The organism is Plesiocystis pacifica SIR-1, from assembly GCF_000170895.1.
Lineage (GTDB): Bacteria > Myxococcota_A > Polyangia > Nannocystales > Nannocystaceae > Plesiocystis > Plesiocystis pacifica.
Genome location: NZ_ABCS01000013.1, coordinates 39,930 through 60,183 on the forward strand (window position 1 = coordinate 39,930; position 20,254 = coordinate 60,183).

The 20,254-nt window shown below is 70.3% G+C and carries 16 protein-coding genes; 8 read left to right on the plus strand and 8 right to left on the minus strand.

The window, feature by feature from the left end; all coding sequences use genetic code 11:
- Genes PPSIR1_RS08825 through PPSIR1_RS42230 form a run of 3 tightly spaced genes read left to right on the plus strand, consistent with a single transcriptional unit; the run spans position 1 to position 4,653 of the window.
- Positions 1-276, plus strand: a complete 276-nt coding sequence (locus tag PPSIR1_RS08825; RefSeq protein ID WP_006970683.1) for a hypothetical protein — start codon at positions 1-3, stop codon at positions 274-276.
- A complete protein-coding gene (locus tag PPSIR1_RS42225; RefSeq protein ID WP_006970684.1) occupies positions 276-3,389 on the plus strand; it encodes a cell division protein FtsX in 3,114 nt (1,037 codons plus the stop codon). The genes PPSIR1_RS08825 and PPSIR1_RS42225 overlap by 1 nt, the downstream gene beginning before the upstream one ends.
- Before the next feature lie 10 nt (positions 3,390-3,399).
- Positions 3,400-4,653, plus strand: a complete 1,254-nt coding sequence (locus PPSIR1_RS42230; protein WP_006970685.1) for a murein hydrolase activator EnvC family protein — start codon at positions 3,400-3,402, stop codon at positions 4,651-4,653.
- A gap of 195 nt (positions 4,654-4,848) precedes the next feature.
- Here PPSIR1_RS42230 and PPSIR1_RS42235 read toward each other — a convergent pair whose 3' ends face one another.
- The 3 genes from PPSIR1_RS42235 to PPSIR1_RS08850 all read right to left on the minus strand — a co-directional run bounded on the left by PPSIR1_RS42235 (position 4,849) and on the right by PPSIR1_RS08850 (position 8,610).
- Positions 4,849-6,372 (minus strand): serine/threonine-protein kinase, encoded by a 1,524-nt coding sequence (locus PPSIR1_RS42235; protein ID WP_006970686.1) that lies wholly within the window; start codon positions 6,370-6,372, stop codon positions 4,849-4,851.
- Positions 6,373-6,651: 279 nt separating this feature from the next.
- Positions 6,652-7,944 (minus strand): patatin-like phospholipase family protein, encoded by a 1,293-nt coding sequence (locus PPSIR1_RS08845; protein ID WP_006970687.1) that lies wholly within the window; start codon positions 7,942-7,944, stop codon positions 6,652-6,654.
- A gap of 21 nt (positions 7,945-7,965) precedes the next feature.
- Positions 7,966-8,610 carry an MBL fold metallo-hydrolase gene (locus PPSIR1_RS08850; protein ID WP_006970688.1) on the minus strand — a complete coding sequence of 215 codons (645 nt, stop codon included), beginning with the start codon at positions 8,608-8,610 and terminating at the stop codon, positions 7,966-7,968.
- A gap of 216 nt (positions 8,611-8,826) precedes the next feature.
- Between PPSIR1_RS08850 and PPSIR1_RS08855 the strand changes: the two genes are divergently transcribed.
- Complete coding sequence (locus tag PPSIR1_RS08855) at positions 8,827-9,510, plus strand: hypothetical protein (protein ID WP_157595350.1); 684 nt, start codon at positions 8,827-8,829, stop codon at positions 9,508-9,510.
- A gap of 71 nt (positions 9,511-9,581) precedes the next feature.
- On the opposite strand, the gene grxD is transcribed toward PPSIR1_RS08855, so the two are convergent.
- Complete coding sequence (gene grxD / locus PPSIR1_RS08860) at positions 9,582-9,908, minus strand: Grx4 family monothiol glutaredoxin (RefSeq protein WP_006970690.1); 327 nt, start codon at positions 9,906-9,908, stop codon at positions 9,582-9,584.
- A gap of 273 nt (positions 9,909-10,181) precedes the next feature.
- On the opposite strand from grxD, the gene PPSIR1_RS42240 reads away from it, so the two are divergent.
- The 4 genes from PPSIR1_RS42240 to PPSIR1_RS08880 all read left to right on the plus strand — a co-directional run bounded on the left by PPSIR1_RS42240 (position 10,182) and on the right by PPSIR1_RS08880 (position 16,049).
- The gene (locus tag PPSIR1_RS42240) at positions 10,182-11,816 is read left to right on the plus strand and encodes a hypothetical protein (RefSeq protein WP_232296451.1); all 1,635 of its coding nucleotides are present in this window, start codon (positions 10,182-10,184) and stop codon (positions 11,814-11,816) included.
- A 164-nt stretch (positions 11,817-11,980) separates the two neighbouring features.
- Positions 11,981-13,618 (plus strand): L-glutamate gamma-semialdehyde dehydrogenase, encoded by a 1,638-nt coding sequence (gene pruA / locus PPSIR1_RS08870; protein WP_045115689.1) that lies wholly within the window; start codon positions 11,981-11,983, stop codon positions 13,616-13,618.
- A gap of 41 nt (positions 13,619-13,659) precedes the next feature.
- On the plus strand, positions 13,660-13,953 hold the full coding sequence (locus PPSIR1_RS08875; protein WP_006970693.1) for a hypothetical protein: 294 nt from the start codon (positions 13,660-13,662) through the stop codon (positions 13,951-13,953).
- A gap of 272 nt (positions 13,954-14,225) precedes the next feature.
- The gene (locus PPSIR1_RS08880; RefSeq protein ID WP_157595351.1) at positions 14,226-16,049 is read left to right on the plus strand and encodes a hybrid sensor histidine kinase/response regulator; all 1,824 of its coding nucleotides are present in this window, start codon (positions 14,226-14,228) and stop codon (positions 16,047-16,049) included.
- A 15-nt stretch (positions 16,050-16,064) separates the two neighbouring features.
- Here PPSIR1_RS08880 and PPSIR1_RS08885 read toward each other — a convergent pair whose 3' ends face one another.
- The 4 genes from PPSIR1_RS08885 to PPSIR1_RS08900 all read right to left on the minus strand — a co-directional run bounded on the left by PPSIR1_RS08885 (position 16,065) and on the right by PPSIR1_RS08900 (position 20,082).
- Positions 16,065-16,778, minus strand: a complete 714-nt coding sequence (locus PPSIR1_RS08885; RefSeq protein WP_006970695.1) for a hypothetical protein — start codon at positions 16,776-16,778, stop codon at positions 16,065-16,067.
- Complete coding sequence (locus PPSIR1_RS08890; protein WP_006970696.1) at positions 16,775-18,031, minus strand: LNS2 domain-containing protein; 1,257 nt, start codon at positions 18,029-18,031, stop codon at positions 16,775-16,777. The genes PPSIR1_RS08885 and PPSIR1_RS08890 overlap by 4 nt, the downstream gene beginning before the upstream one ends.
- 173 nt (positions 18,032-18,204) lie before the next feature.
- Positions 18,205-19,707: an oxidoreductase gene (locus PPSIR1_RS08895; RefSeq protein WP_006970697.1), complete on the minus strand. Its 1,503-nt coding sequence runs from the start codon at positions 19,705-19,707 to the stop codon at positions 18,205-18,207.
- 24 nt (positions 19,708-19,731) lie between these two features.
- A complete protein-coding gene (locus tag PPSIR1_RS08900) occupies positions 19,732-20,082 on the minus strand; it encodes a hypothetical protein (RefSeq protein ID WP_006970698.1) in 351 nt (116 codons plus the stop codon).
- Positions 20,083-20,254: the final 172 nt, after the last annotated feature.

Consider the following 20,254-nt stretch of genomic DNA (forward strand, 5'->3'; position numbering starts at 1 on the left):
ATGAACGCCAAGACCCTGCTGCCCAAGCCCATGCTCGCCCGAGTCCCCCGCCACGATGACAGCCTCGTCCTCGGCCTCGACGCCGAGTTCGCCGCCCTCGAGGCCGTCGAGCTCGAGCCCGCCCCCGCCGAGGGTCGGAGCGTGCTGTTGATCGTCGACGAGCTGGTCGACGAGCTGACCGCGCTCGCCGACGCCCTGGAGATCAGCCTCGAGCTGACCGACGAAGATCCCCACGCCGCGCAGACCGTGACCGACGGGGTCGCCGAGGTCGCCTGATGCCCGGTTGGGAGCGCCAAGCGGTCGCCGATGAGCTGGACCGGTCGGCCCTGAGCGGGGCCGCCGAGGACCGCCGCGGGGACGTGCTCGAGATCGAGGTCGATCTCGCGGACGACGACGAGGCTGACGAGCTCGACGCCGAGCTCGAGATCGAGGTCGATCTCAGCGACGACGAGGAGGCCGAGGTGGAGGCGGAGGCCGAGGTGGAGGCGGAGCCCCAGGCCGCGCGCTCGGCCGCCGGCTTCGCCAAGCTCTCCCTCGAGCCCGAGCTGTTCGCCGAGGAGGACGAGCTCCACGACCTCGAGCCCAGCCTCCTGCTGGTCCCCGGCCACGTCGCCCTCGACCCCGAGCGCTTCGACGAGGTCGAGGAGCTCGCCGAGGCCGACATCCTCGACGTCGAGGCCATCGACGAGTCCGCCGAGCTCTACGCCGAGCTCTTCCCCGAGGACGACGGCCCCGAACCCCAGGTCCACACGCAGGTGGACGCGCCCGAGCGGGCGGAGGACACCAGCGCCGAGCTGCTCGAGCGCTTCACCGACGACGAGGAGCTCGCGGCCGAGGCCACGGCCGAGTTCGGCGTCGAGTCGGACCTGCTCGACGCCCTGGACGCCATCGCCCTCGAGCCCCCGGCGCGCGAGGTCGCGGCCTTCGTCGAGGTCGAGGTCCACGCCAGCGAGGACGAGGAGCTCGCAGAGGCGGACTTGACCGAGGTCGAGGTCTACGTCGCCGAGGACGAGGACACCATCGAGGCCCTGGAGGCCGCGGAGGCGGGCCTGGTCGAGGTCGAAGTCGAGGCCCGGAGCGCCGAGGAGCTCGACGCCTTCGGCGAGATCATCGACGACTACGACGACTACCTGCTCGAGGCCTACGAGCCCGAGTGGCTCGAGGCCGAGGCTGCCGAGGCTGCTCGGGAGCAGCTGGAGATCGATCTCGAGTCGGCTCCGGAGCTCGAGATCCTCGAGGCCGACGAGGCCGACGATGACGAGGAGGTCGCGGCTGGTGCGAACGCAGAGGCGGTCACGCCTGCGCTTCTCGAGCCCACGATCGCGATCGCGGAGGTCATCGAAGTCACCGAGGCGGCCTGCGCCGAGCTGCCGCGCTTCGCGGTCGAGGTCGCGGAGAGCGGCGAGGCGGTTGCGTCCGAGCTGCCCGAGCTCCCCGAGGCCACGGTCGAAGCCGAGACGGCCCCCGAGCCCGAGCCCCTTCACCAAGAGACCCTCCTCCAGGCGAGCGACGACGACGACGAGGTGTTTGGCGCCCTCGAGGCCGAGGAGCCCGAGGCGCTGGACGTGCTCGAGTTTGCCGAGGACGAGGCCGAGGAGGCTGTCGCCGAGGAGAGCGAGGCGGAGACCGAGACCAAGGTCGAGGCGCCCGAGATCATCGCGGCGCGCTCGTTGGTCGCAGGGGCCCGACACTGGCCAGCCTGGCGGGCCTTCGTGTGTCCGGCGGCCGCGCTTCCGAGTTTTGATCTGCGCGAGGTCGCGCTGCTCGGCGAGTTTGGCTGCTTCGAGTACGCCGTGGCGGTGGCTCCGGTGATCGAAGAGGCCGAGGCCGAGAAGGTCGAAGAGGCCGAGAAGGTCGAAGAGGCCGAGACGGTCGAAGAGGCCGAGACGGTCGAAGAGGCCGAGCAGGCCGAAGACACCGAGAAGGCCGAAGACACCGAGAAGGTCGAAGAGGCCGAGCAGGTCGAAGAGGCCGAGCAGGTTGAAGAGGCCGAGAAGGTCGAAGAGGCCGAGCAGGTCGAAGAGGCCGAGAAGGTCGAAGAGGCTGAGCAGGTCGAAGAGGCTGAGAAGGTCGAAGAGGCCGAGCAGGTCGAAGAGGCAGAGAAGGTCGAAGAGGCCGAGAAGGTCGAAGAGGCAGAGAAGGTCGAAGAGGCCGAGAAGGTCGAAGAGGCTGAGCAGGTCGAAGAGGCTGAGCAGGTCGAAGAGGCCGAGCAGACCGAAGAGGCTGAGCAGGCCGAAGAGGCTGAGCAGGCCGAAGAGGCCGAAGATGCCGAGCAGGCCGAAGACACCGAGCTGGCCGAAGACACCGAGCTGGCCGAAGACACGGACGAGTTCGAAGACGAGCCCGCGGCGGCCTCCGCCGAGCTCGAGGCCCTCGTCGCGGCCAAGCAGGCGGCGCCGACACCCGAGCCGGAGCCGGAGCCGGAGCCCGAGACGGCCTCCGCCGATCCCATCCGCGTCCCGCTGTGGAGCTCCTTCAACGCGGCGCGCTACGCCGTGGCCCGCGGCCTGCGTGGCATGGGCCAGAGCCCCCTGGTCCAGCTCCTCGCCGTCGGCACCATGGCGGTCTGCATGCTCTTGCTGGGCACGGCCACGCTGCTGTTCCAGAACGTCAGCACCGTCGCCACCACCGTCGGCATCGACGTGCCGGTGACCGTGTTCATGGATCCCGACATCGACCCGGCGTCCACGGCCGAGCTCGCCGAGCTGCTCGAGGGCCTGCCGGAGGTCGAGGCGGCCCAGCGCGTCAGCCCGGAGCAGGCGCTCTCGCGCCTCGAGGACGGCCTCGGCGAAGGCCTGGCCGCCGGCGGCATGGAGCGCTCGGAGCTGCTCGAGGGCATCGATCCGCAGACCCTCCCGGACACCATCGAGCTGTCCCTGGTCGCGGGCGTCGAGCCCGGCTTCGCCGACGCCCTGGCCGAGCAGGTCGGGGGCATGGACGGCGTCGACGAGGTCAGCGTGCTCGGCCCCTGGGTCCAGCAGGCCGAGGCCATGGTCGACACCATGCGCTGGCTCGCCCTCGGCGTGGGTCTGCTGGTCAGCCTGGCTTGCCTGGCGATCGTGTGGAGCACCATCCGCCTGGGTGTGTTCGCCCGGCGCTCGGAGCTGCAGATCCTCCGCCTGGTCGGCGGCACGGCGCGCTTTGTCCGGGCCCCCTTCGTGGTCGAGGGCGTGCTCCAGGGCGTGCTCGGCACGGCCCTGGCCCTGGTCGGACTGTTCCTGGCCTTCGAGCTGGTCCAGCCCTTCCTCGAGCGCGGCCTGGCCCTGGTGTTCGCGGCCGGATCCCTGCACTTCTTCTCCCTCGTGGAGATGGCCGTGGCCCTGGCCTTCGGCGGCTTCCTGGGCCTGCTGGGCTCGCGGGCGGCCGTGGCTCGCCACGCCGACATCTGAGGACGCAGCCATGACCGACGCCAAGACCCACGCCCGTCCCCGTCGCCCCCGGCCCTCTCGCTTCGCCAGCCTCGCCGTGAGCCTGACGCTGGGCCTGGGCGGGGTCGGGGCGCTGAGCCTGGCCACGGCCAGCGCGGTGCAGGCGGGCTCGGGCATGAGCAAAAAAGAGCGCCGCAAGCAGGGCCAGCGCCGGGCGGCGCTGCGCGACGCGGCCGAGCGCGAGCTCGAGCTGACCCAGACGGCCAACGCCCTCGAGCGCGGCCGAGTCGCCCTCGAGCGCGAGCGCGAGAGCCTGACCTGGGCCGGGGCGCTGCTCGATCGCCGCAGCCGCGAGAGCCTGCGCAAGCTCGACGCCTACCGGGCCCACCGCGTGGAGCGGGAGACCCTGGGCACGGTCCGCGCGCGCAAGCTCTACAAGCTCGCCCGCGGCGGCGGCATGCTCGAGATGGTGTTCGAGGACGGCGCCGCTGGCCACATGACGCCGGCCGAGCGCGCGGCCCGGGGCCGGACCTTGCGGGCCCTCGTCGACCACGACCTCGAGCAGCTGCAGATCCACACCACCGCCGAGCGCGAGGCCCGGGCCGAGCTGCTGGCCGCGAGCCGCGAGCTCCAGGTCCTCGGGGCCCTCGACTCCCTGGGTCGGCTGCAGAGCGCCAGCCTCGACGCGGGCGCCGACAACCTCCACCCCAGCCTCGCGGCGGCGCACCACGTCCGCAAGCGGTTGCAAAAGCGGGTCCGCGGCAAGCTGCCCGAGCGCGAGCGTCGGCTGCTCTCGGTCCTCGGCAAGGAGCGGCGCAACCTCCAGCACCACCGCGGCCTCGACCTGCTCGAAAAGGACGCCCTCGTGCGCCCGGTCCAGGGCAAGGTCGCGGGTCGCTACGGCGACTACAAAGATCCCGTGCTCGCCGTGCCCATGCACCGCAACGGCGTCGAGCTCGAGGCCGCGGCCAACGACGCGGTCCGGGCCATCGCCCCCGGTCGGGTCGCCTTCGTCGGCGCCCTGCCGGGCTTCGAGCGCGTGGTCGTGGTCGACCACGGCGGCGGCTACCTCTCGCTCACGGCGCGCCTGCTGACGGTCAGCGTGGCGGAGGGCCAGGACCTCGAGGCCGGCGCGAGCCTGGGCCGGGTGGGCCCCAAGGCCATCGACGACGGCCTGGGCACCACGGCCTACGTCGAGCTGCGCCACGGCCAGCGGCCCATCGACCCGACGCCCTACCTCGCGCCCAGCAAGGGCAAGAAGAACAAGCGCCGCCGTCGACGCTGAGTCGTGGACGTGGGGCAGGGAGGGCGTGGCGTCGTCCACGACGGCCAAAATAGTCAGGGGCTGTGAAAACTTCACGGCCCCTGAGTCGTGGACGTGGGGCAGGGAGGGCGTGGCGTCGTCCACGACGGCTAAACTAGACAGAGGGTCGGGCAAAACTCGTTTTGGCCGACCCTCTGATCAGAGCCTGGGCTTCGGTCACGTCATCATCAGCACGAGGCTGGTGATCAGCAGGGACAGCAAGGTCACCCCGGCCACGACCCACACGTAGGTCATCCAGTTGGCCTCTTGGGGCAGGGCGGTCAGGCCCAGGGTCCGAGCCCGCAGCGAGCGGGTGCCCGAGCGGGCGATGCTCTCCCCCGCGGCCTCGACGTCGGCCCACAGCGCGTCGATGGTGGCGTAGCGCTCGTCCTTGGCCACGGCTAGGGCCTTGGCGAGGATCTTGCGAAAGGGCGCGAGGTGGGTGGCGTCGCGGCTGATCGGCCGATAGTTGCCGGCGAGCTGCTTGACGAAGATGGCCCCGGGCGACTTGCCGGTGAACGGGCGCCGACCGGTGAGCGAGTAGTAGAGCAGCGCCCCGAGGGCGTAGATGTCGGTGCGCTCGTCGATCTCGCTCTCTTGATCGATCTGCTCGGGGGCCATGAAGCCGGGCGTGCCGAGGATCTGCCCCTCCATGGTCAGGATGCTGTCGTCGGACTCGGGCGACTTGGCCAGGCCAAAGTCGAGGATCTTGACCTGGTGCGAGCCGTCCTCGGCCGTGCTCACGAAGGCGTTGCCCGGGGTCAGGTCGCGGTGGATCAGCCGCTTGGTGTGGGCCGCCTTGACCCCGGCGCACAGCTGCCCAAACAGCTCCACGGCCTCGAGCGGGTCGAGCCCGCCGGGCGGCACGTGGTGGGTCAGGGGCAGGCCCTCGAGCATCTCCATGACCAGGTAGCGCAGCCCGTTCTCCGTGGTCCCGGCGTCGATGATCTGCACGACGTTGGGGTGGGACAGGTGCGCGACGATGTCGATCTCGCGCTGGAAGCGGGTGAAGGCCTGGGGGTTGTCGAGGCGATCGAAGCGGATCAGCTTGATGGCGACGTCGCGCTGCAGCGAGAACTGGTGGGCGCGGTAGACCGTGCCCATGCCGCCCCGACCGATGCGCTGATCGAGGCGGTAGGCCCCGGCGATCTCGGTGCCCTCGGCGACGTCGTCCTTGGGCCGGGCCGAGCCCCCGGAGCCCGGCGTGGACGCGCCCGAGCGCGGGTTGCTCTCGTCGACCGTGGGCCCCAGGCGGATCGTCGCGACCCGGCCGTCCTCGCGCGGCGCCGAGGGGGTCGCAATCTCGATGCTCCCGTCCGCGGCCCGGCGCGCCTCGGCGCTGGCCTCGGCCTGGAGCACGGCCCGCTCGACGGCGGCCTGCCAGGCCTCGATGTCGGTGAAGCCCTTGAACACGTTGCCGCCCGTGGCCGCGCTCGCGGCGTTGACCGCCATGCGCTGCAAGGGCGAGCTCATCAATACGAGCACCGCGTCGATCTGGTCGGCGTGCTTGCTGATCCACTTGGCCCACGCCTGGCGGTAGGAGGGGGTGTGCGAGCGGGAGCGGGTGATGTCCGAGATCAAGGTGACGCGGACGCCCTCGGCGATGCGGCGCTCGGCGAGGCGGGCGACGGGATCGAAGTAGCTGTCGACGACGCCGTCCTCGTACTGCTGCAAGATCACCCCGGGCGCCAACTCGTGCACTTCGAGTCGACCGCTGTCGTGGGCGAGCTCAAAGCCCGACCGAAGTTCGCGACGCCGCGTTTCGAACCGGCTCTCCAAAGGGATCTCGAGGCCTCCTGGCCGTATTTCGAGCCTATCGGAGGTGCTCGGGAGAGCCAAGCGAAACCGTCGCAGTAGCGAATGGATAAATGGGGCGACCGCGCGCAGGGCGCGAGCGCCCGTTTACGCACCCGGCCCGCTCGGTGTCGAGCCCAGCTCTCGCGGGGAGGGGCGGCAGGGGCGGTGTCGAACGCTGGTCGCTCAGCTCCCCGTCGAGGACGCGTGCGCGCCGTCGTCTTCCTCGCTACGAAACAGATGCAGGAGTTGCTCGTGGTGGCGGGCGGCGTCCGCGTAGCCGAGCTCGATGAGCCGGCGGACGAACTCGGGGTCGAACAGGATGTACGAGGCGAGGTCGCTCTCGCCCTGACTGCTGCGTTCATCCGCCTCGACGGAGCGCCGGATGATGTTGGGGACGACACCGTCGTAGCCCCGCAACCCGGTGCCGTGAACGACCTCCCACGCGATCCGGCCGAGGTCCTCGCTGGGTTGAATCATCAAGGTCTCGACCTCGTGCCACGGCGCGCGTCGACCCATGGCCGCGCTCAGCCGGCTGGCGAATTCCGGTCCGACGGCTTCTCGCCCTGCGCGCAGCATCCGGTTGGTCTGCTCGATGCGCGCGAGGTCGGCCTGGACCTTGTCGAGCATGAGCGAGTTGAGCAGCTTGCCGAGCAGGAAGAAGGCGTTGGGGTAGAGGGCCTCGGCCTCGGCGCGCTGACGAGCGCGACGCTCGACCGGGCTCTCGCCGTGGCGCAGGCCGATGATCAGCAGGCGTCGAGCGCCCAGGCGCAGGGCCGGGCGCAGGGGCGTGTTTTGGCGCAGCGCGCCGTCGACGAAGAACTGATCGCCGACCTTGACGGCTGGGAACAGCACGGGGATGGCCGCCGACGCCATGGTGTGCGCCGCGGTGATCCCCGTGCGCACGACGGTCTCGTTGGGCCCCTCGGTCCACAGCGGCGTCCGGTGATCGCGGGTCTGGACGAAGACCGTGGACAGGCCCGTGGCGACCTCCGTGGCCGTGACCGAGAAGGCGTCGAGGTGACCGCGGGCGAGGTTCTCGGTCAGCTGTCGCCACGGCACCTGCTCGCGGACGAGCTGCTCGAGGGCGGTCGAGTCGACCAGGCCGCCGACCCGACCTCCGTGCGGGGTCTTGGGCAGGCGCTTGCCGAACAGCACCTGGGGGATCTTCCGCAGCTGTCGCCAACCAAAGTCGTAGACGCGGTCGATGGTCAGCTCGGTCCACATGCGCTGCAGGGCGCGAGCTTGGGCCTTGGGGCGGTCGACGGTCGCCGCGATGTAGGCCCCGTTGATCGCCCCCACGGAGGTCCCCGTGATGATGTCGAAGCGCGTGTCGACGCCGAGGCGCTCGCGGACGTAGCGGAGCACCCCGACCTCGTAGGCTCCGCGCGCGCCTCCACCCGAGAGCACCAGGGCGACGCTGGGTCGTCCCTTGCGACCGTCGCCGCTCGCGCTCGCTGCGTCCTGCTCGGGATCCAAGTCTCGGGGAGTATAGCCCGGTCACAGGCCCAGGCGCAGGAAGCCCAGGAAGGGGTTGGACTCGCGCTCGCGGGCGAGGGTGGTGACCGGGCCGTGGCCCGAGTGCACGCGCAGGTGAGGGGGGAGCTCGAACAGCCGGCGCAGGCTGTGGCGGGCGAGGGAGGGATCGCTCATCGGGAAGTCGGTCCGCCCGACGCTGCCGGCGAACAGGGTGTCGCCGACGATGATGTCGTCGCCCTCCCAGTAGCAGCCCTGACCGGGCGTGTGCCCCGGGGTCGCGACGAAGGTCAGCTCGAGCTCGCCGAGGGTGACGGTGTCGCCGTCGTCGAGCAGGTGATCGATGCGCCCGCAGGGTCGGTTGAGGTGCGGCGCGCCGAACCAGTCGCCCTGCTCGGGGAGCGCGTTGAACAAGGGCAGCTCGTCGCGCGGAAGATAGGTCGGCACCTCGTAGCGCTCTTGGAGCCACACGAGCGCGCCCGCGTGATCGACGTGGCCGTGGGTGAGCAGGATCGCGCGAACGTCCGGGGCCGGGTCGAGCTTGGCGAGGCGCTCGACGAGCTCGCGGCTCTCACCGGTGTCGACGATCGCCGCGGCGCCGGTAGCCGGGTCGGAAATCAGGTAAGTGTTGACACCAAACAGTCCGACGGTGAAGCAGCGGATTTCCACGGGCCGAGAGGATCGAGCATGGACGAGTGCCGACTCAAGTCTGCGGTGTTCGCGGTGTCAAATCAGCACACGCTACGGGGTGAGCGACGCTCGTGATTGGCTCTCGGAGTCGTAACCGCACATTGACCTGCGGGCCCCGTCTCATGTAACAGTCCCACTGCGCGCACCCTGGCGACGGCCAGACGCTCACCCCTGCGCACTTTGGAGACGATCACGATGCGAAAGCTTTCCTACCTCCTTGGCTCCCTGGTCTTGACCGCCGGCTTGCTCACGGCTTGCACCATCGAGACCCCTGACGACCCCTTCAACACGGCCACGAGCCTGGCGAACGAGGACGAGGCCGACGACGACAACGACGGCGACACCAACGGCATGGAGGGCATGGACGACGTCGGGACCGACGACACCACGACCGACGGGACCACGGACGACAGCGGCTGCACCCCCGGCACCTTCGGCTGCCCCTGCGACAACGGCATGTGCGACGAGGGCCTCGAGTGCGACGCCGAGAACCTGTGCGGCCTGCCCGGCTCGATGGAGGAGAGCACCGACACGACCACCACCGGCGGCACCCCGATGTGGGGCGAGGGCCCCTACTACGGCGCGCCCCCGAACTGCCAAGCCGAGGAGATGCCGATCGGCATCCAGGGTCTCGAGGGCGGCTTTTGCTCGCCGATCTGCATGTGCACCGACCCCAACTGCATGAACGCCGACGCCTGCCCGCCCGTTCCCGATGGTGTCGCGGGCCAGGGCGCCTGCGCCCTCAGCGACGGCATGGGTGGCAACTACTGCGCCATCATCTGCATGGTCGGCGGCGACGGTCAGTGCCCCGACGGCGCCATGTGTGAGGACCTGATGGACGCCATGAACCCCGGCGTCGGTCTGTGCACCTACATCTGATCGATCCCCATTGATCGCAAAAAGCGGAGAGCTTCGGCTCTCCGCTTTTTTGTTTGGGGCGAGCGCAGGGCTCAGGACTTGGGCGCGAGGACCTGCTCGAGCTCGCCCGAGTTGTGCAGCTGGGTGACGATGTCGCAGCCGCCGACGAACTCGCCGTCGACGTAGAGCTGGGGGATCGTCGGCCACTCGCTGAAGACCTTGATGCCCTGGCGCATGGCGGGATCGGCGAGCACGTTGAAGGTCTGGAAGTCGGCCCCGTGGTGCTTGAGGATCTGCACCACCTGAGCCGAGAAGCCGCAGCTGGGGAAAATCTTGTTGCCCTTCATGAACAGCATCACGCGGTTTTGATCGATGAGTTCGCGGATCCTGGTGTTGGTCTCGGTCTCGACGTCGCTCATGGCTTTTCCTCGACTTCGCGGCCTGGCGGCCAATCGCTAGCAATTGTCGCAAAGCAGCCTCGGTGTGTCAGGCCGCTCGTTCAGGCGGGCCGACGTCCATAGCACACGACGTTGGATCGATGTAGGCGCCCAGTTTGGCTGGCATCGCGGCTCAAATGCGTCGAGTCCGCGTCGCTTTTCCTCGAACACGTGTGAGAACTCTTGCAATCCACCAGATGTGCATGTGCCGTAGGATTTGGTGCCCCCCTGGACTACACGCGGAACGGAGAAAGTATGAAGATCGAGAGCATTTTGTCCCTTGGAGTGACCACCTTGCTGTGTCTGGCTGGTTGTGCAGATGACACGACTGACGGTGGGAGTCAGGACGAGGTCGGCGACAGCGACGACAACGGCAGCGAGGACGCCGACGGGAGCACCACCAACGGGACCGAGACGGGGGACTCCTCGGGCGACACGACCACCGCCGACACGACGGGGATGGAGGACACCACCGGGATGGAGGACACCACCGGGATGGAGGACACCACCGGGATGGAGGACACCACCGGGATGGAGGACACGACGGGGATGGAGGACACCACCGGGATGGAAGACACCACCGGGATGGAAGACACCACCGGGATGGAGACGGAGACGGAGACGGAGACCGGCACCACCGGCGGCATGGAGGGCGACTGCCTCGAGCAGGGCGACGACTGCTGCCCGCCCAACCCCAACGCCGACGCGACCCTCAGCGGGACCGTGTTCGCCCCCAACGGCACCATCCCGGTGTCCGGGGCCATCGTCTACACGACCGACACCGCGCCCATGGGCATCCCCGACGGGGTCTACTGCTCGGAGTGCGTCGAGCTGACCTGCGGCCTCGAGGACTACACCGAGACCAACCCCGACGGCACCTTCAACGTCCAGGCGCAGTCCGGCGACAAGTACCTCGTCGTGCGCAAGGGCGAGTTCATGCGCGTCACCGAGATCAACATCATGCCGGGCGACAACGCGCTCAGCGACGACCTGCTCGAGCTGCCCGGCGAGTGGAACCCCGGCGGCGGCCTGTGGATCCCCCGCATCGCCATCGCCAACGGCTCCTACGACCGCATCGAGGACGCCCTGGGCAAGATGGGACTGGGCGATACGACCATCGCCAGCTTCGAGGAGAACACCATCCCGGGCACCGAGAGCTTCGCGCTCTACGACAACGGCCGCGACCCCGGCATCGACGGCTTCGTGTCTCAGGGCACCATGGCCGACCTGATCTCGGACCCGAACGAGCTGGCCAAGTACCACATCATCTTCGTGCCCTGCTCGACGGATGCCTTCCTCAGTGACCTCACCCCGCAGGCCATCGAGAACATCCGCGCCTGGGTCGAGGAGGGCGGCCGCTGGTACGTGGCCGACTGGGCCAACGAGTGGATGGGCCAGGTCTTCCCCGAGTACCAGACCTTCTACGGGGGCAACGACGCCGACCTGGGCGTGTTCAACTCCCTGGGCACGGTCCTCGACCAGGGCCTGCTCGACTGGCTGACGGTCATGCCCGAGCCCCTCAAGGACATCAACCCGCTCAACGACGAGGCGCACCCGACCCTCTTCGACCTGCCCCAGGTCGAGACCGTCGACAACTGGTCCGGCATCCAATACCCGCTGCCCGAGATCCTCGTCGACGACGGCATGGGCGGCCAGGTCAACGTCGGCCACATCGCCTGGCTCGAGGGCCCCGGCGGCGGGGACATCCCCGCCAACGAGACCATCCCGCTGACCATCACGGGCCAGTACGGCTGCGGCAAGCTGCAGTTCACCAGCTACCACACCGCCGAGTTCTTCGACTACGTCGGGCTCTCGCCGCAGGAGCTGGTGCTCATGTACACGATCCTCGAGATCGGCGTGTGCCAGGCCGACCTGCCCGCGCCGCAGTGATCGCCTGAGCGCGAGCGCGAAGGTCCGGTCGCCCCCACCTCGGGGGGCCTCCGGGCCTTCTTTCTTGGTTCGAGATCGGCGTTTCGCTCGGCCCTGCTCGGGCCTCGGGGGTGAACGCGCCGCCGCACTCTTGGCGCCTCGCGGTCCGTGGTATGGCGTCGCCCATGTCGTCCCTCGGCTCGTCCCCGATCCCCACGCCCGCCAACGAACCCGTCCGCGCCTACGCCCCGGGGAGCCCCGAGCGCGCTCGACTCGAGGCCGAACTCGACCGCCAACTCGGCGCCCAGATCGAGGTGCCGCTGGTCATCAACGGGGAGCAGCTGCGCACCGGCACGACCCAGACCATGGTCATGCCCCACGACCACGGCCACGTGACCGGGACCTGCCACCAGGCCGGCGAGGCCGAGGTCGCCAAGGCGCTGCAGGCGGCCAAGGACGCGGCGCCGGGCTGGGCGGCGATGCCCTGGGAGGACCGGGCGGCGATCTTCCTGCGCGCGGCTCGGCTGCTCCAGGACGAGTTCCGCGATCGCCTCAACGCCTCGACCATGCTCGGCCAGAGCAAGACCTGCCACCAGGCCGAGATCGACGCCGCCTGCGAGCTCGTCGACTTCTTCCGCTTCAACGTCGCCTACGTCGAGCGCATGTACGCCGAGCAGCCCCAGTCCCCGGGGTCCGCGGTCTGGAACCGCCTCGAGTACCGCCCCCTCGACGGCTTCGTGTTCGCGGTCACCCCCTTCAACTTCACCTCCATCGCCGCCAACTTGTGCGCCGCCCCGGCCATGCTCGGCAACACGGTGATCTGGAAGCCGGCGCCCACGGCCCTGCTCTCGAGCCACTACCTCATGGAGCTGTTCGCCGCCGCGGGCCTGCCCCCGGGGGTCATCAACTTCATCCCCGGGCCGGCGGCGCAGGTCGGCGCCCAGGTCATGGGCGACCCGGACCTGGCCGGCGTGCACTTCACCGGCTCGACGGCGACCTTCAAGCTGCTGTGGAAGCAGGCCGCGGACAACCTCGACCGCTACCGCAGCTACCCGCGCATCGTCGGCGAGACCGGCGGCAAGGACTTCGTCGTCGCCCACCCCAGCGCCGACCTCGAGCGCCTGGCCCCGGCGCTCTTGCGCGGGGCCTTCGAGTACCAGGGGCAAAAGTGTTCGGCCGCGTCGCGGGCCTACATCCCCGAGAGCCTGTGGCCGCAGCTGCGCGAGCGCCTGGTCGCCGGCATGGAGGCGATGAAGATGGGCGACCCGCGCGACTTCTCGAACTTCCTCGGGGCGGTCATCGACGACCGGGCCTACGCCAAGCACGCCGCCGCGATCGCCGAGGCGAAGGCCGCCGTCGGCGGTGCGGTCACCGAGATCCTCGGCGGCGAGTGCGATGACGCCAAGGGCTACTTCGTCCGCCCGACCGTGATCGTGACCACCGATCCGCGCTACGCGACCATGGTCGAGGAGCTGTTTGGACCCATCCTCACGGTCTTTGTCTACCCCGACGCAGAGTTTGGCCCGATCCTCGAGACCTGCGATCAGAGCACGCCCTACGCGCTCACCGGTGCCATCTTTGCCGAGGACCGCAAGGCCGTGGTCCAGGCCGTCGAGGGGCTGCGCTTCGCCGCCGGCAATTTCTACATCAACGACAAGCCCACCGGCGCGGTGGTGGGCCAGCAGCCCTTCGGCGGGAGCCGGGCCAGCGGCACCAACGACAAGGCCGGCAGCATGTGGAACCTGATTCGTTGGGCCTCGCCGCGGACGATCAAAGAGAACCTCGCCGCTCCCAAGGACTGGCGTTACCCCTTCCTCGGCTGATAGCGTCTCGGGGCGTCCGCTCGAGCGGGCGCCTCGAGCCCATGCCCAAGACCCGCCTCGTCCCCTCCGCCGCCATCACCGCGCTCGCCGTCCTGGGCCTGCTCTCGACGACGGGCTGCTCCAAGCCGACGGAGGAGCAGTGCGAGCAATTCGCGGATCACTTCGTGACGCTCTTGGAAGAGTCTCGGGAGAACCCGAGCAGCAAGATCCAAAAGCTCGCCAACAACCAGCGGGACAAGCTCATCGACGGGTGCGTGCAAGACGGCAGCGTCGAAGAGGTCGAGTGCGTGCTCGCGCAGAGCTCGATGGTCGACGTCGAAGCCAACTGCAAGTGAAGGGCACCCCTCGCGCCCATCCACGACCTTCGCGCGGGGCGCGAATGCGCGTATGTGCGCTGAACGGTGAGTCGCTGTGCACGTATTGTTTCGTGTGTTGGAATGAGCCGAAATTATGGACTCACCACTGACGTGGGCGCCATCTCTGCACTGATGCCCCTGCACGGGGGTTCGGGGAGGGGCCAAAGCCGCAGTCCCGAAGGCCCGTCGGCTTTGCCATTGATGACAGTCGAAATCCGCAGAGTCGCGATAAAACGGGCTATCCTGTGTGTGTGCCGCATTCGAGCGGAGAGGTCGGCGTCTGCTTGCTCGACGCCGGCGGCCGGATCCTCGACATGGATTCGGCCTTCCGGTCGTTGACCCGGGCGGCGCCCCTGCCCGGTCGACGGCTCGCGCAGCTGCTCGACTGGATCCCCGACACGCAGCCCAAGGCCGAGGTCTCGGTCCGCCACGAGTCCATCGGCGGTGAGCTCGAGGTGATGATCCGCCCGCTGTCCCCGCACTTGGCACCGGTGTGCTTCACCGTCACCGTGCGGCGGGTGCGGACGCGGCAGGAGACCCTGCTGACCCGCCAGCTGCAGATCGCGCGTCAGACCTTCGACGCCTTCGTCGACTCGAGCCCGGTGACCATCCTGACCCTCGATCCGGAGATGCGGGTGACGATGTGGAACCGGGCGGCGGAGCAGATGTTCGGCTGGACCGCCGACGAGATCCTCGGTCGGCCCTACCCCCTCGTGCCCACGGACGAGTGGAAGGACTTCGAGAAGCTCTACGAGCGGGTCCTCGACGGCAAGGGCTTCACCGGGGTCGAGGCGTGGCGCAAGCGCAAGGACGGCTCCCCGATCCGCCTGCGCATGCACACCGCGCCCATGGCCGACGGCGAGGGCGGGGTCAGCGGGGCCATGGCCATCCTCGAGGACCTGACCGAGCGCGACCAGCTCGAGAACCAGGTCCGCCACTCGCAGAAGATGGAGGCGGTCGGGCGCCTCGCCGGCGGCATCGCCCACGACTTCAACAACCTGCTCACGGTGATCATGGGCATGTGCGACCTGATGGAGCTCGAGGACGAGCTCGCCGAGCAGGCCTTCGAGCGGGTGTCGGAGATCCGCCGGGTGTCTGACACCGCCCGGGAGCTGGTCGCCCAGCTGATGACCTTCAGCCGCCGCCAGGTCATGCGCGGCCAGATCTTCGACCTCAACGAGCACATCCGCAATTCCGTGCGCATGCTCGGGCGGCTGATCAGCGAGCGCATCGAGCTGGCGCTGTGCCTGTGGGAGTCGCCGCTGTGGATCAAGACCGACCCCAACCAGCTCGATCAGATCCTCATCAACCTGGTCGTCAACGCCAGCGACGCCATGCCCCAGGGCGGCCGCATCGAGCTGCGCACCAGCCAGGGGCGGGCCCCCGAGCGCCTCGACAGCGCCAGCGAGCACCACGTGCTGCTCGAGGTCGCCGACACCGGCACGGGCATCCCCGAGGACGTCCTGCCCCACATCTTCGACCCCTTCTTCACGACCAAGAAGGCCGGCTCGGGCACGGGCCTGGGGCTGGCCAACGTCTACGGCATCGTCGAGCAGAGCAAGGGCCACGTCACCGTGGACAGCGCCCTCGGCCACGGCACCTGCTTTTGCGTGTTCCTGCCCCAACAAGCCGCCCCGCGCGTGGTCGCGGGCGTGGGCGTGGGCGCGGCGGGGGAGGGGGGCTCGGAGCGGGTCCTGCTCGTCGAGGACAACGACGCGGTGCGCCGCTCGACGGCCAAGCTGCTCGAGTCCATGGGCTACGCCGTCGAGGTCGCGCGCGACGGGGCCGAGGCCGTCGAGGCCTTCGAGGGCGGGCTGCGCGTGGACCTGGTGCTCTCGGACCTGTCCATGCCGCGCATGACCGGCGCCGAGCTGGCCGACTACGTCCGCGAGCACTACCCCGAGCTGGCGATCGTGCTGATGTCGGGCAACCTCGACGTCGCCGATCTCAAGGAAGAGGTCGAGGCCGGGCGCATGGCCTTCATGCAAAAGCCCATCTCGCTGCGCTCGCTCAGCAAGACCCTGCGCGTGGCCCTGGACGGTCGCGGGCGCCAGCCCTCGCAGCTGGCAGGCTGAGCAGCTGGGTCTGGCTCAGCGCAAGCTCTCGAAGCGAGCCCGGCTGGCGGCGTCGGGATCGGCGCCCGGGGTGGGGGCGCCCGAGGGGAAGGGGGGCAGCTCGAGCTCGCCGCTGGTGATCGCTTCGTGGATCGTCGGGAGCATGAGCACGACGTCGCCGTCGACGAGGGCGACGCGGTCGCCCACGCGGGCCTCGGTCAGGGCGCGCAGGGCCGCGCCGGGCTCCTTGGCCAGGCGCAGGCGCAGGCGCAGGCCGGCGGGGGTGTCGACGAGGCGGAGCAGGCCCTGGCCAGGGCCGACCTCGACGGCGTCGGCGTCCTCGACGAAGAGCAGGCGCCAGGACTCGCCCTCGTCGAGGTAGACGGGGCGCAGGCCCTCGGGGCGGGCGTGGGCCGCCTCGTGGCTGGCGAGCAGGGCCTCGAGGGTCGCGCGCTCGGGGGCGCGGAGGATCGGGTCGGGGGCGGGCCGGCCGGCGGCGCCGGTGCGTCGGCCGAGGCTGGCCTCGAGCTCGCTGTCGTCGGGGTCGTCGCGGTGGGCCGCGGCGGTCAGCAGGGCCATGGACCACGGGTGCGCGTCGGCGAGGGGGGCGACGACCAGCGCCCGCCCGAGGGGCTGCTCGCGCGCGTTGGCCTCGGCGTCCGGCTGGCTTTGCTGGCACGCCAGGGTCCCGAGGGTCAGGGGGGCGAGGGCGAGGGCGGCCGCGACCGCGAGCGCTCGCGGGCTCTTCACTCGCACAGGTCCGCCAGGCCATCGAACTCGTCGCTGAGCTCGCCGTAGCTCTGGATCGTGCGCCCGCCGTGGACGTCGTCGTACTGGTAGAAGATCCGGTGCTCGAGGGGCTCGATGCCCGCGTTCTCGTAGGCCGCCGCGTCGCTCTCGGTGTTGCCGAACACGTAGGTGGGGACCAGGCCCTTGGCCTCGAGCATGGCGAACTCGTCGGTCTTGTAGTCCTCGGCCTCGCCGCCCAGGGCCCCCGTGGTGTTGAGGGTGGTGTGGATGATCCCCGGCGGGAAGCCGCGCTCTTCGACGAACTCTCGGGTCCGATCGACCAGCCACTCGGGCCGCGCGGTCAGGTACATGGCGTGGTAGCCCTTGTCTTGCAGGACCTGCAAGTTGGCCGCGGCGAAGGGGTGGGCGTCGGGGGTGGTGTCGAGGAGCAGGTCGACGAACTCTTCGGTCTCGAAGGTGGTGAGGGTCCCGTCGACGTCGCTGAGGAACAGGGGCGTGCCGGGCTCGACGACCTCGATGAAGCCCTCGACGCTGGTCTGATCGCCGCGCACGACCATGTGCACGCGGTGGCGGCCCAGGGCCAGCTCGGCGTCGGCGGGGACCTCGAAGTAGACCCAGCCGCCGCTGTCCTCGACGCCCTCGACGGTGGGGTGGTCGCCCTCCTCGGTGGTCCAGGCCTCGCCGAGCAGCTCCCACGGCCCCTCGCAGTCGCGCAGCAGGTAGACGTCGACGCGCTCGTCCTCGAGGTCCTTGTCGATGAGCCCGTAGGTGAACTTGGCCATGAGCCACGGGGTCTCGCCGGGGACGTAGAACATGTCCCGGAAGCGGTGGTTGGGGTCGCCCGAGAGCACGATCACGCTGCTGCTGAAGTGCTCCCAGTCGAGCTCTGGGGGCGCGGGCGGGGACGGCTCGTCGCACTCGGGGGGCGGGTCGCACCACGGGCCGAAGCCGGGGTCCTCGCCGGTGGTCGTGTCGTCGGCGCTCTCGGAGCCCTCGGAGCTGGTGTCGGCGTCGGCGCTCTCGCCCTCGCTCGTGCTCTCGGATTCGCCCTCTTCGGTGGTCGTGCCCGCCTCGGTGCCCGACTCGCCGGTGGACTCGTCCTCGGCGCTCTCGCCCTCGGTCGCGCCGATCTCGTCGACGCCGCCGTCGGCCTCGCCCCCGTCGTCGGTGCAAGCCAGCGGCGCGAGGGGTGTGCAGGCGAGCGCACACGTGGTCAGGGCAGCACGGGTGAGCGGGCGAGGCGGTAGGCGCATCGCTCGACGCTACCAAAGCGTGACACGAGGGCGGATCGAGAAAGATCGAGAAAGGCTGTAACGCGCGCGCAGGGGGGACGTATGGGGAGATGTCTGCCGCGGAGACCGGGGGGTCCCGCGGCACCGTATCGGGAACCGGGGAAGCCCGGGTGAGGTGTCGGACCTCGCCCGGGCTACTTTTTTGCGCGCGCTTCTCGATCCCACGTCGGCGCGAGCAGGCGCCGGCGGCCGTCGTGGCTCAGCGGCACGTCCGGGGCGTCGAGGGCGACGCGGTCCCACAGCTGGCAGGTGACCTGCTTGTGCTTGGTGTCGAGGGCCTCGCAGTAGTTGGTGAACTTGCACCGGCGGATCTGCGCGCCCTGACCCTCACGCATCTTCAGCCACCAGTCCGGGTCGGCCAGGCTCTGCCGCGCGGCGCCGATGATGTCGGCCTGGCCGGCCTCGAGGGCCGCCTCGGCCAGCGCGAAGGAGTTGATCCCCCCGGCGCCGACGACCGGGGTCTCGCGCCCGCTCGCGCGCACGGCCGCGCGGATCGCCGCGGACAGCTCGAGGTTGCGGCCGAAGGGCCCGCGGGCGTCGGAGTAGACCGTGGGCATGCACTCGTAGCCGCTCGGGCCCGTGTAGGGGTAGACCGCGTCGCCGACCTTGGGCTGCTTGGCGTCGTCGAACTTGCCGCCCTTGGACACGCTCAAGAAGTCCATGCCCGCCCTGGCGAAGGCGACGGCGTAGGCGAGGGCGTCGTCGAGGGTGCTCCCGCCCTCGATGACCTCGGCGCCGAGGAAGCGGCAGCCCAGGGCGTAGTCGCTGCCCACGGCGGCGCGGGCGGCCGCGTAGACCTCGAGGGGCAGGCGCAGCCGGCCGGCGGTGTCGCCCCCGTAGCCGTCGCCGCGGGTGTTGGTCCGCGACAGGAAGCTGGCCATGGTGTAGGCGTGGGCGTAGTGCAGCTCGACGCCGTCGAAGCCGGCCTCTCGGGCCCGCAGGGCCGCGTCGGCGAACAGCCCGGGCAGGACCTCGGGCAGGCCGCGGATGTGGGCGAGGTGGGTGTCGGTCACGGCCTCGCGGTAGCCGTAGCGCAGGTCCCGGAGCTCCCGGGCGGTCAGCACGGCCTCGAGGGTCGCGTCGTCACCTCGCTCGAGGCAGGCCTGCAGGGCCTCGCGGACCCGCGCGTCGTCGGCCTCGCGCCAGCTTGGATCGCGGGCGTGCTCGGCGAAGCGGCGCTTGTGCTCGGGGCCGAGCTTCAAAAAGCGCGCGAAGAATTTTTGCGGCGGCGGCCGGCGCTTGACGGCGAGGAAGTCGATGCACTGGATCAGCACCTTGGTCTCGCCCTCGCTGGCCTCGTGGACCGCGTCGACGAGGCGGCGCAGGCCCGGGACGAAGCGGGCGTCGCCGATGCGCAGCAAGGGCCCCGAGGGGATGTCGCGGATGCCCGTGGCCTCGACGACCACCGCCCCGGGGCGGCCCTCGGCGAAGCGCCGGTACCAGCCGATCACGTCCTCGGTGACCTCGCCCTCGCCGGTCGCCCGCCACGGGACCATGGCCGGGACCCAGGTCCGGCTGCTCAGGCGCAGCGGGCCCAGGTCCACGGGCGAGAACAGCCGGCTCTCGCGGGCCTGCGCGGCGCTCGGCCACGCGGTCTCGGCGACGGGGTGACGGATGCGCTCGGGCGGCGTCCACATGGCGAGACCCTAACAGGTCTGGGTCTACTCGGGCTTCTCGTCATAGGTCTCGTCGCCGCACACCACGGGCTTGTCCCAGGTCACCCAGCAGCCGGCCACGGCCAGGCCGCACTGCGTCTCGGCCTCGCCCTCGGTCTTGCCCTCGGACTGCTGACCGCTGATGCACGCGCTGCAGCTCGTGTACTTGGTGCACAGGTTGTCGGCCTCGCCGTCGCCGCCCTCGGCCTTGGCCTCGACGCTGGCGTCGTCGCCGGGGGTCTCGGTGGCGGAGCCGTCCTTTCCGTCGCAGCCCGAGAGCGCGAAGCCCAAGAGCGCGAACGAGGCGGTGAGGGAGAGCAGGGAGGAGGACAGGAAGTCGGCTCGTTCGTTGGTCATGGGGGGGACATGAGCAAGACCCGTACCGAAGCGCTGGCGGCCGCCGGAGCCCCCGCTGGCGGCTGTTTGAGCCCCGGGGCGTGTCAGCCTGACTCACCCGCGCGCGCGCTGTGTCACGGGCGCGGGCGCGGGCCCGGCCCTTGCGCTGGCCCGCGAATCGGCGACACTCCCG

Excerpts from the sequence above, each read along its gene's own strand:
- PPSIR1_RS42230 (WP_006970685.1), top strand. The coding sequence starts at position 3,400 with ATGACCGACGCCAAGACCCACGCCCGTCCCCGTCGCCCCCGGCCCTCT.
- PPSIR1_RS08855 (WP_157595350.1), top strand. The coding sequence starts at position 8,827 with ATGCGAAAGCTTTCCTACCTCCTTGGCTCCCTGGTCTTGACCGCCGGC.
- pruA (WP_045115689.1), top strand. The coding sequence starts at position 11,981 with ATGTCGTCCCTCGGCTCGTCCCCGATCCCCACGCCCGCCAACGAACCC.
- PPSIR1_RS08825 (WP_006970683.1), top strand. The coding sequence starts at position 1 with ATGAACGCCAAGACCCTGCTGCCCAAGCCCATGCTCGCCCGAGTCCCC.
- grxD (WP_006970690.1), bottom strand. The coding sequence starts at position 9,908 with ATGAGCGACGTCGAGACCGAGACCAACACCAGGATCCGCGAACTCATC.
- PPSIR1_RS08895 (WP_006970697.1), bottom strand. The coding sequence starts at position 19,707 with ATGTGGACGCCGCCCGAGCGCATCCGTCACCCCGTCGCCGAGACCGCG.
- PPSIR1_RS42240 (WP_232296451.1), top strand. The coding sequence starts at position 10,182 with ATGAAGATCGAGAGCATTTTGTCCCTTGGAGTGACCACCTTGCTGTGT.
- PPSIR1_RS08875 (WP_006970693.1), top strand. The coding sequence starts at position 13,660 with ATGCCCAAGACCCGCCTCGTCCCCTCCGCCGCCATCACCGCGCTCGCC.
- PPSIR1_RS42225 (WP_006970684.1), top strand. The coding sequence starts at position 276 with ATGCCCGGTTGGGAGCGCCAAGCGGTCGCCGATGAGCTGGACCGGTCG.
- PPSIR1_RS08890 (WP_006970696.1), bottom strand. The coding sequence starts at position 18,031 with ATGCGCCTACCGCCTCGCCCGCTCACCCGTGCTGCCCTGACCACGTGT.
- PPSIR1_RS08900 (WP_006970698.1), bottom strand. The coding sequence starts at position 20,082 with ATGACCAACGAACGAGCCGACTTCCTGTCCTCCTCCCTGCTCTCCCTC.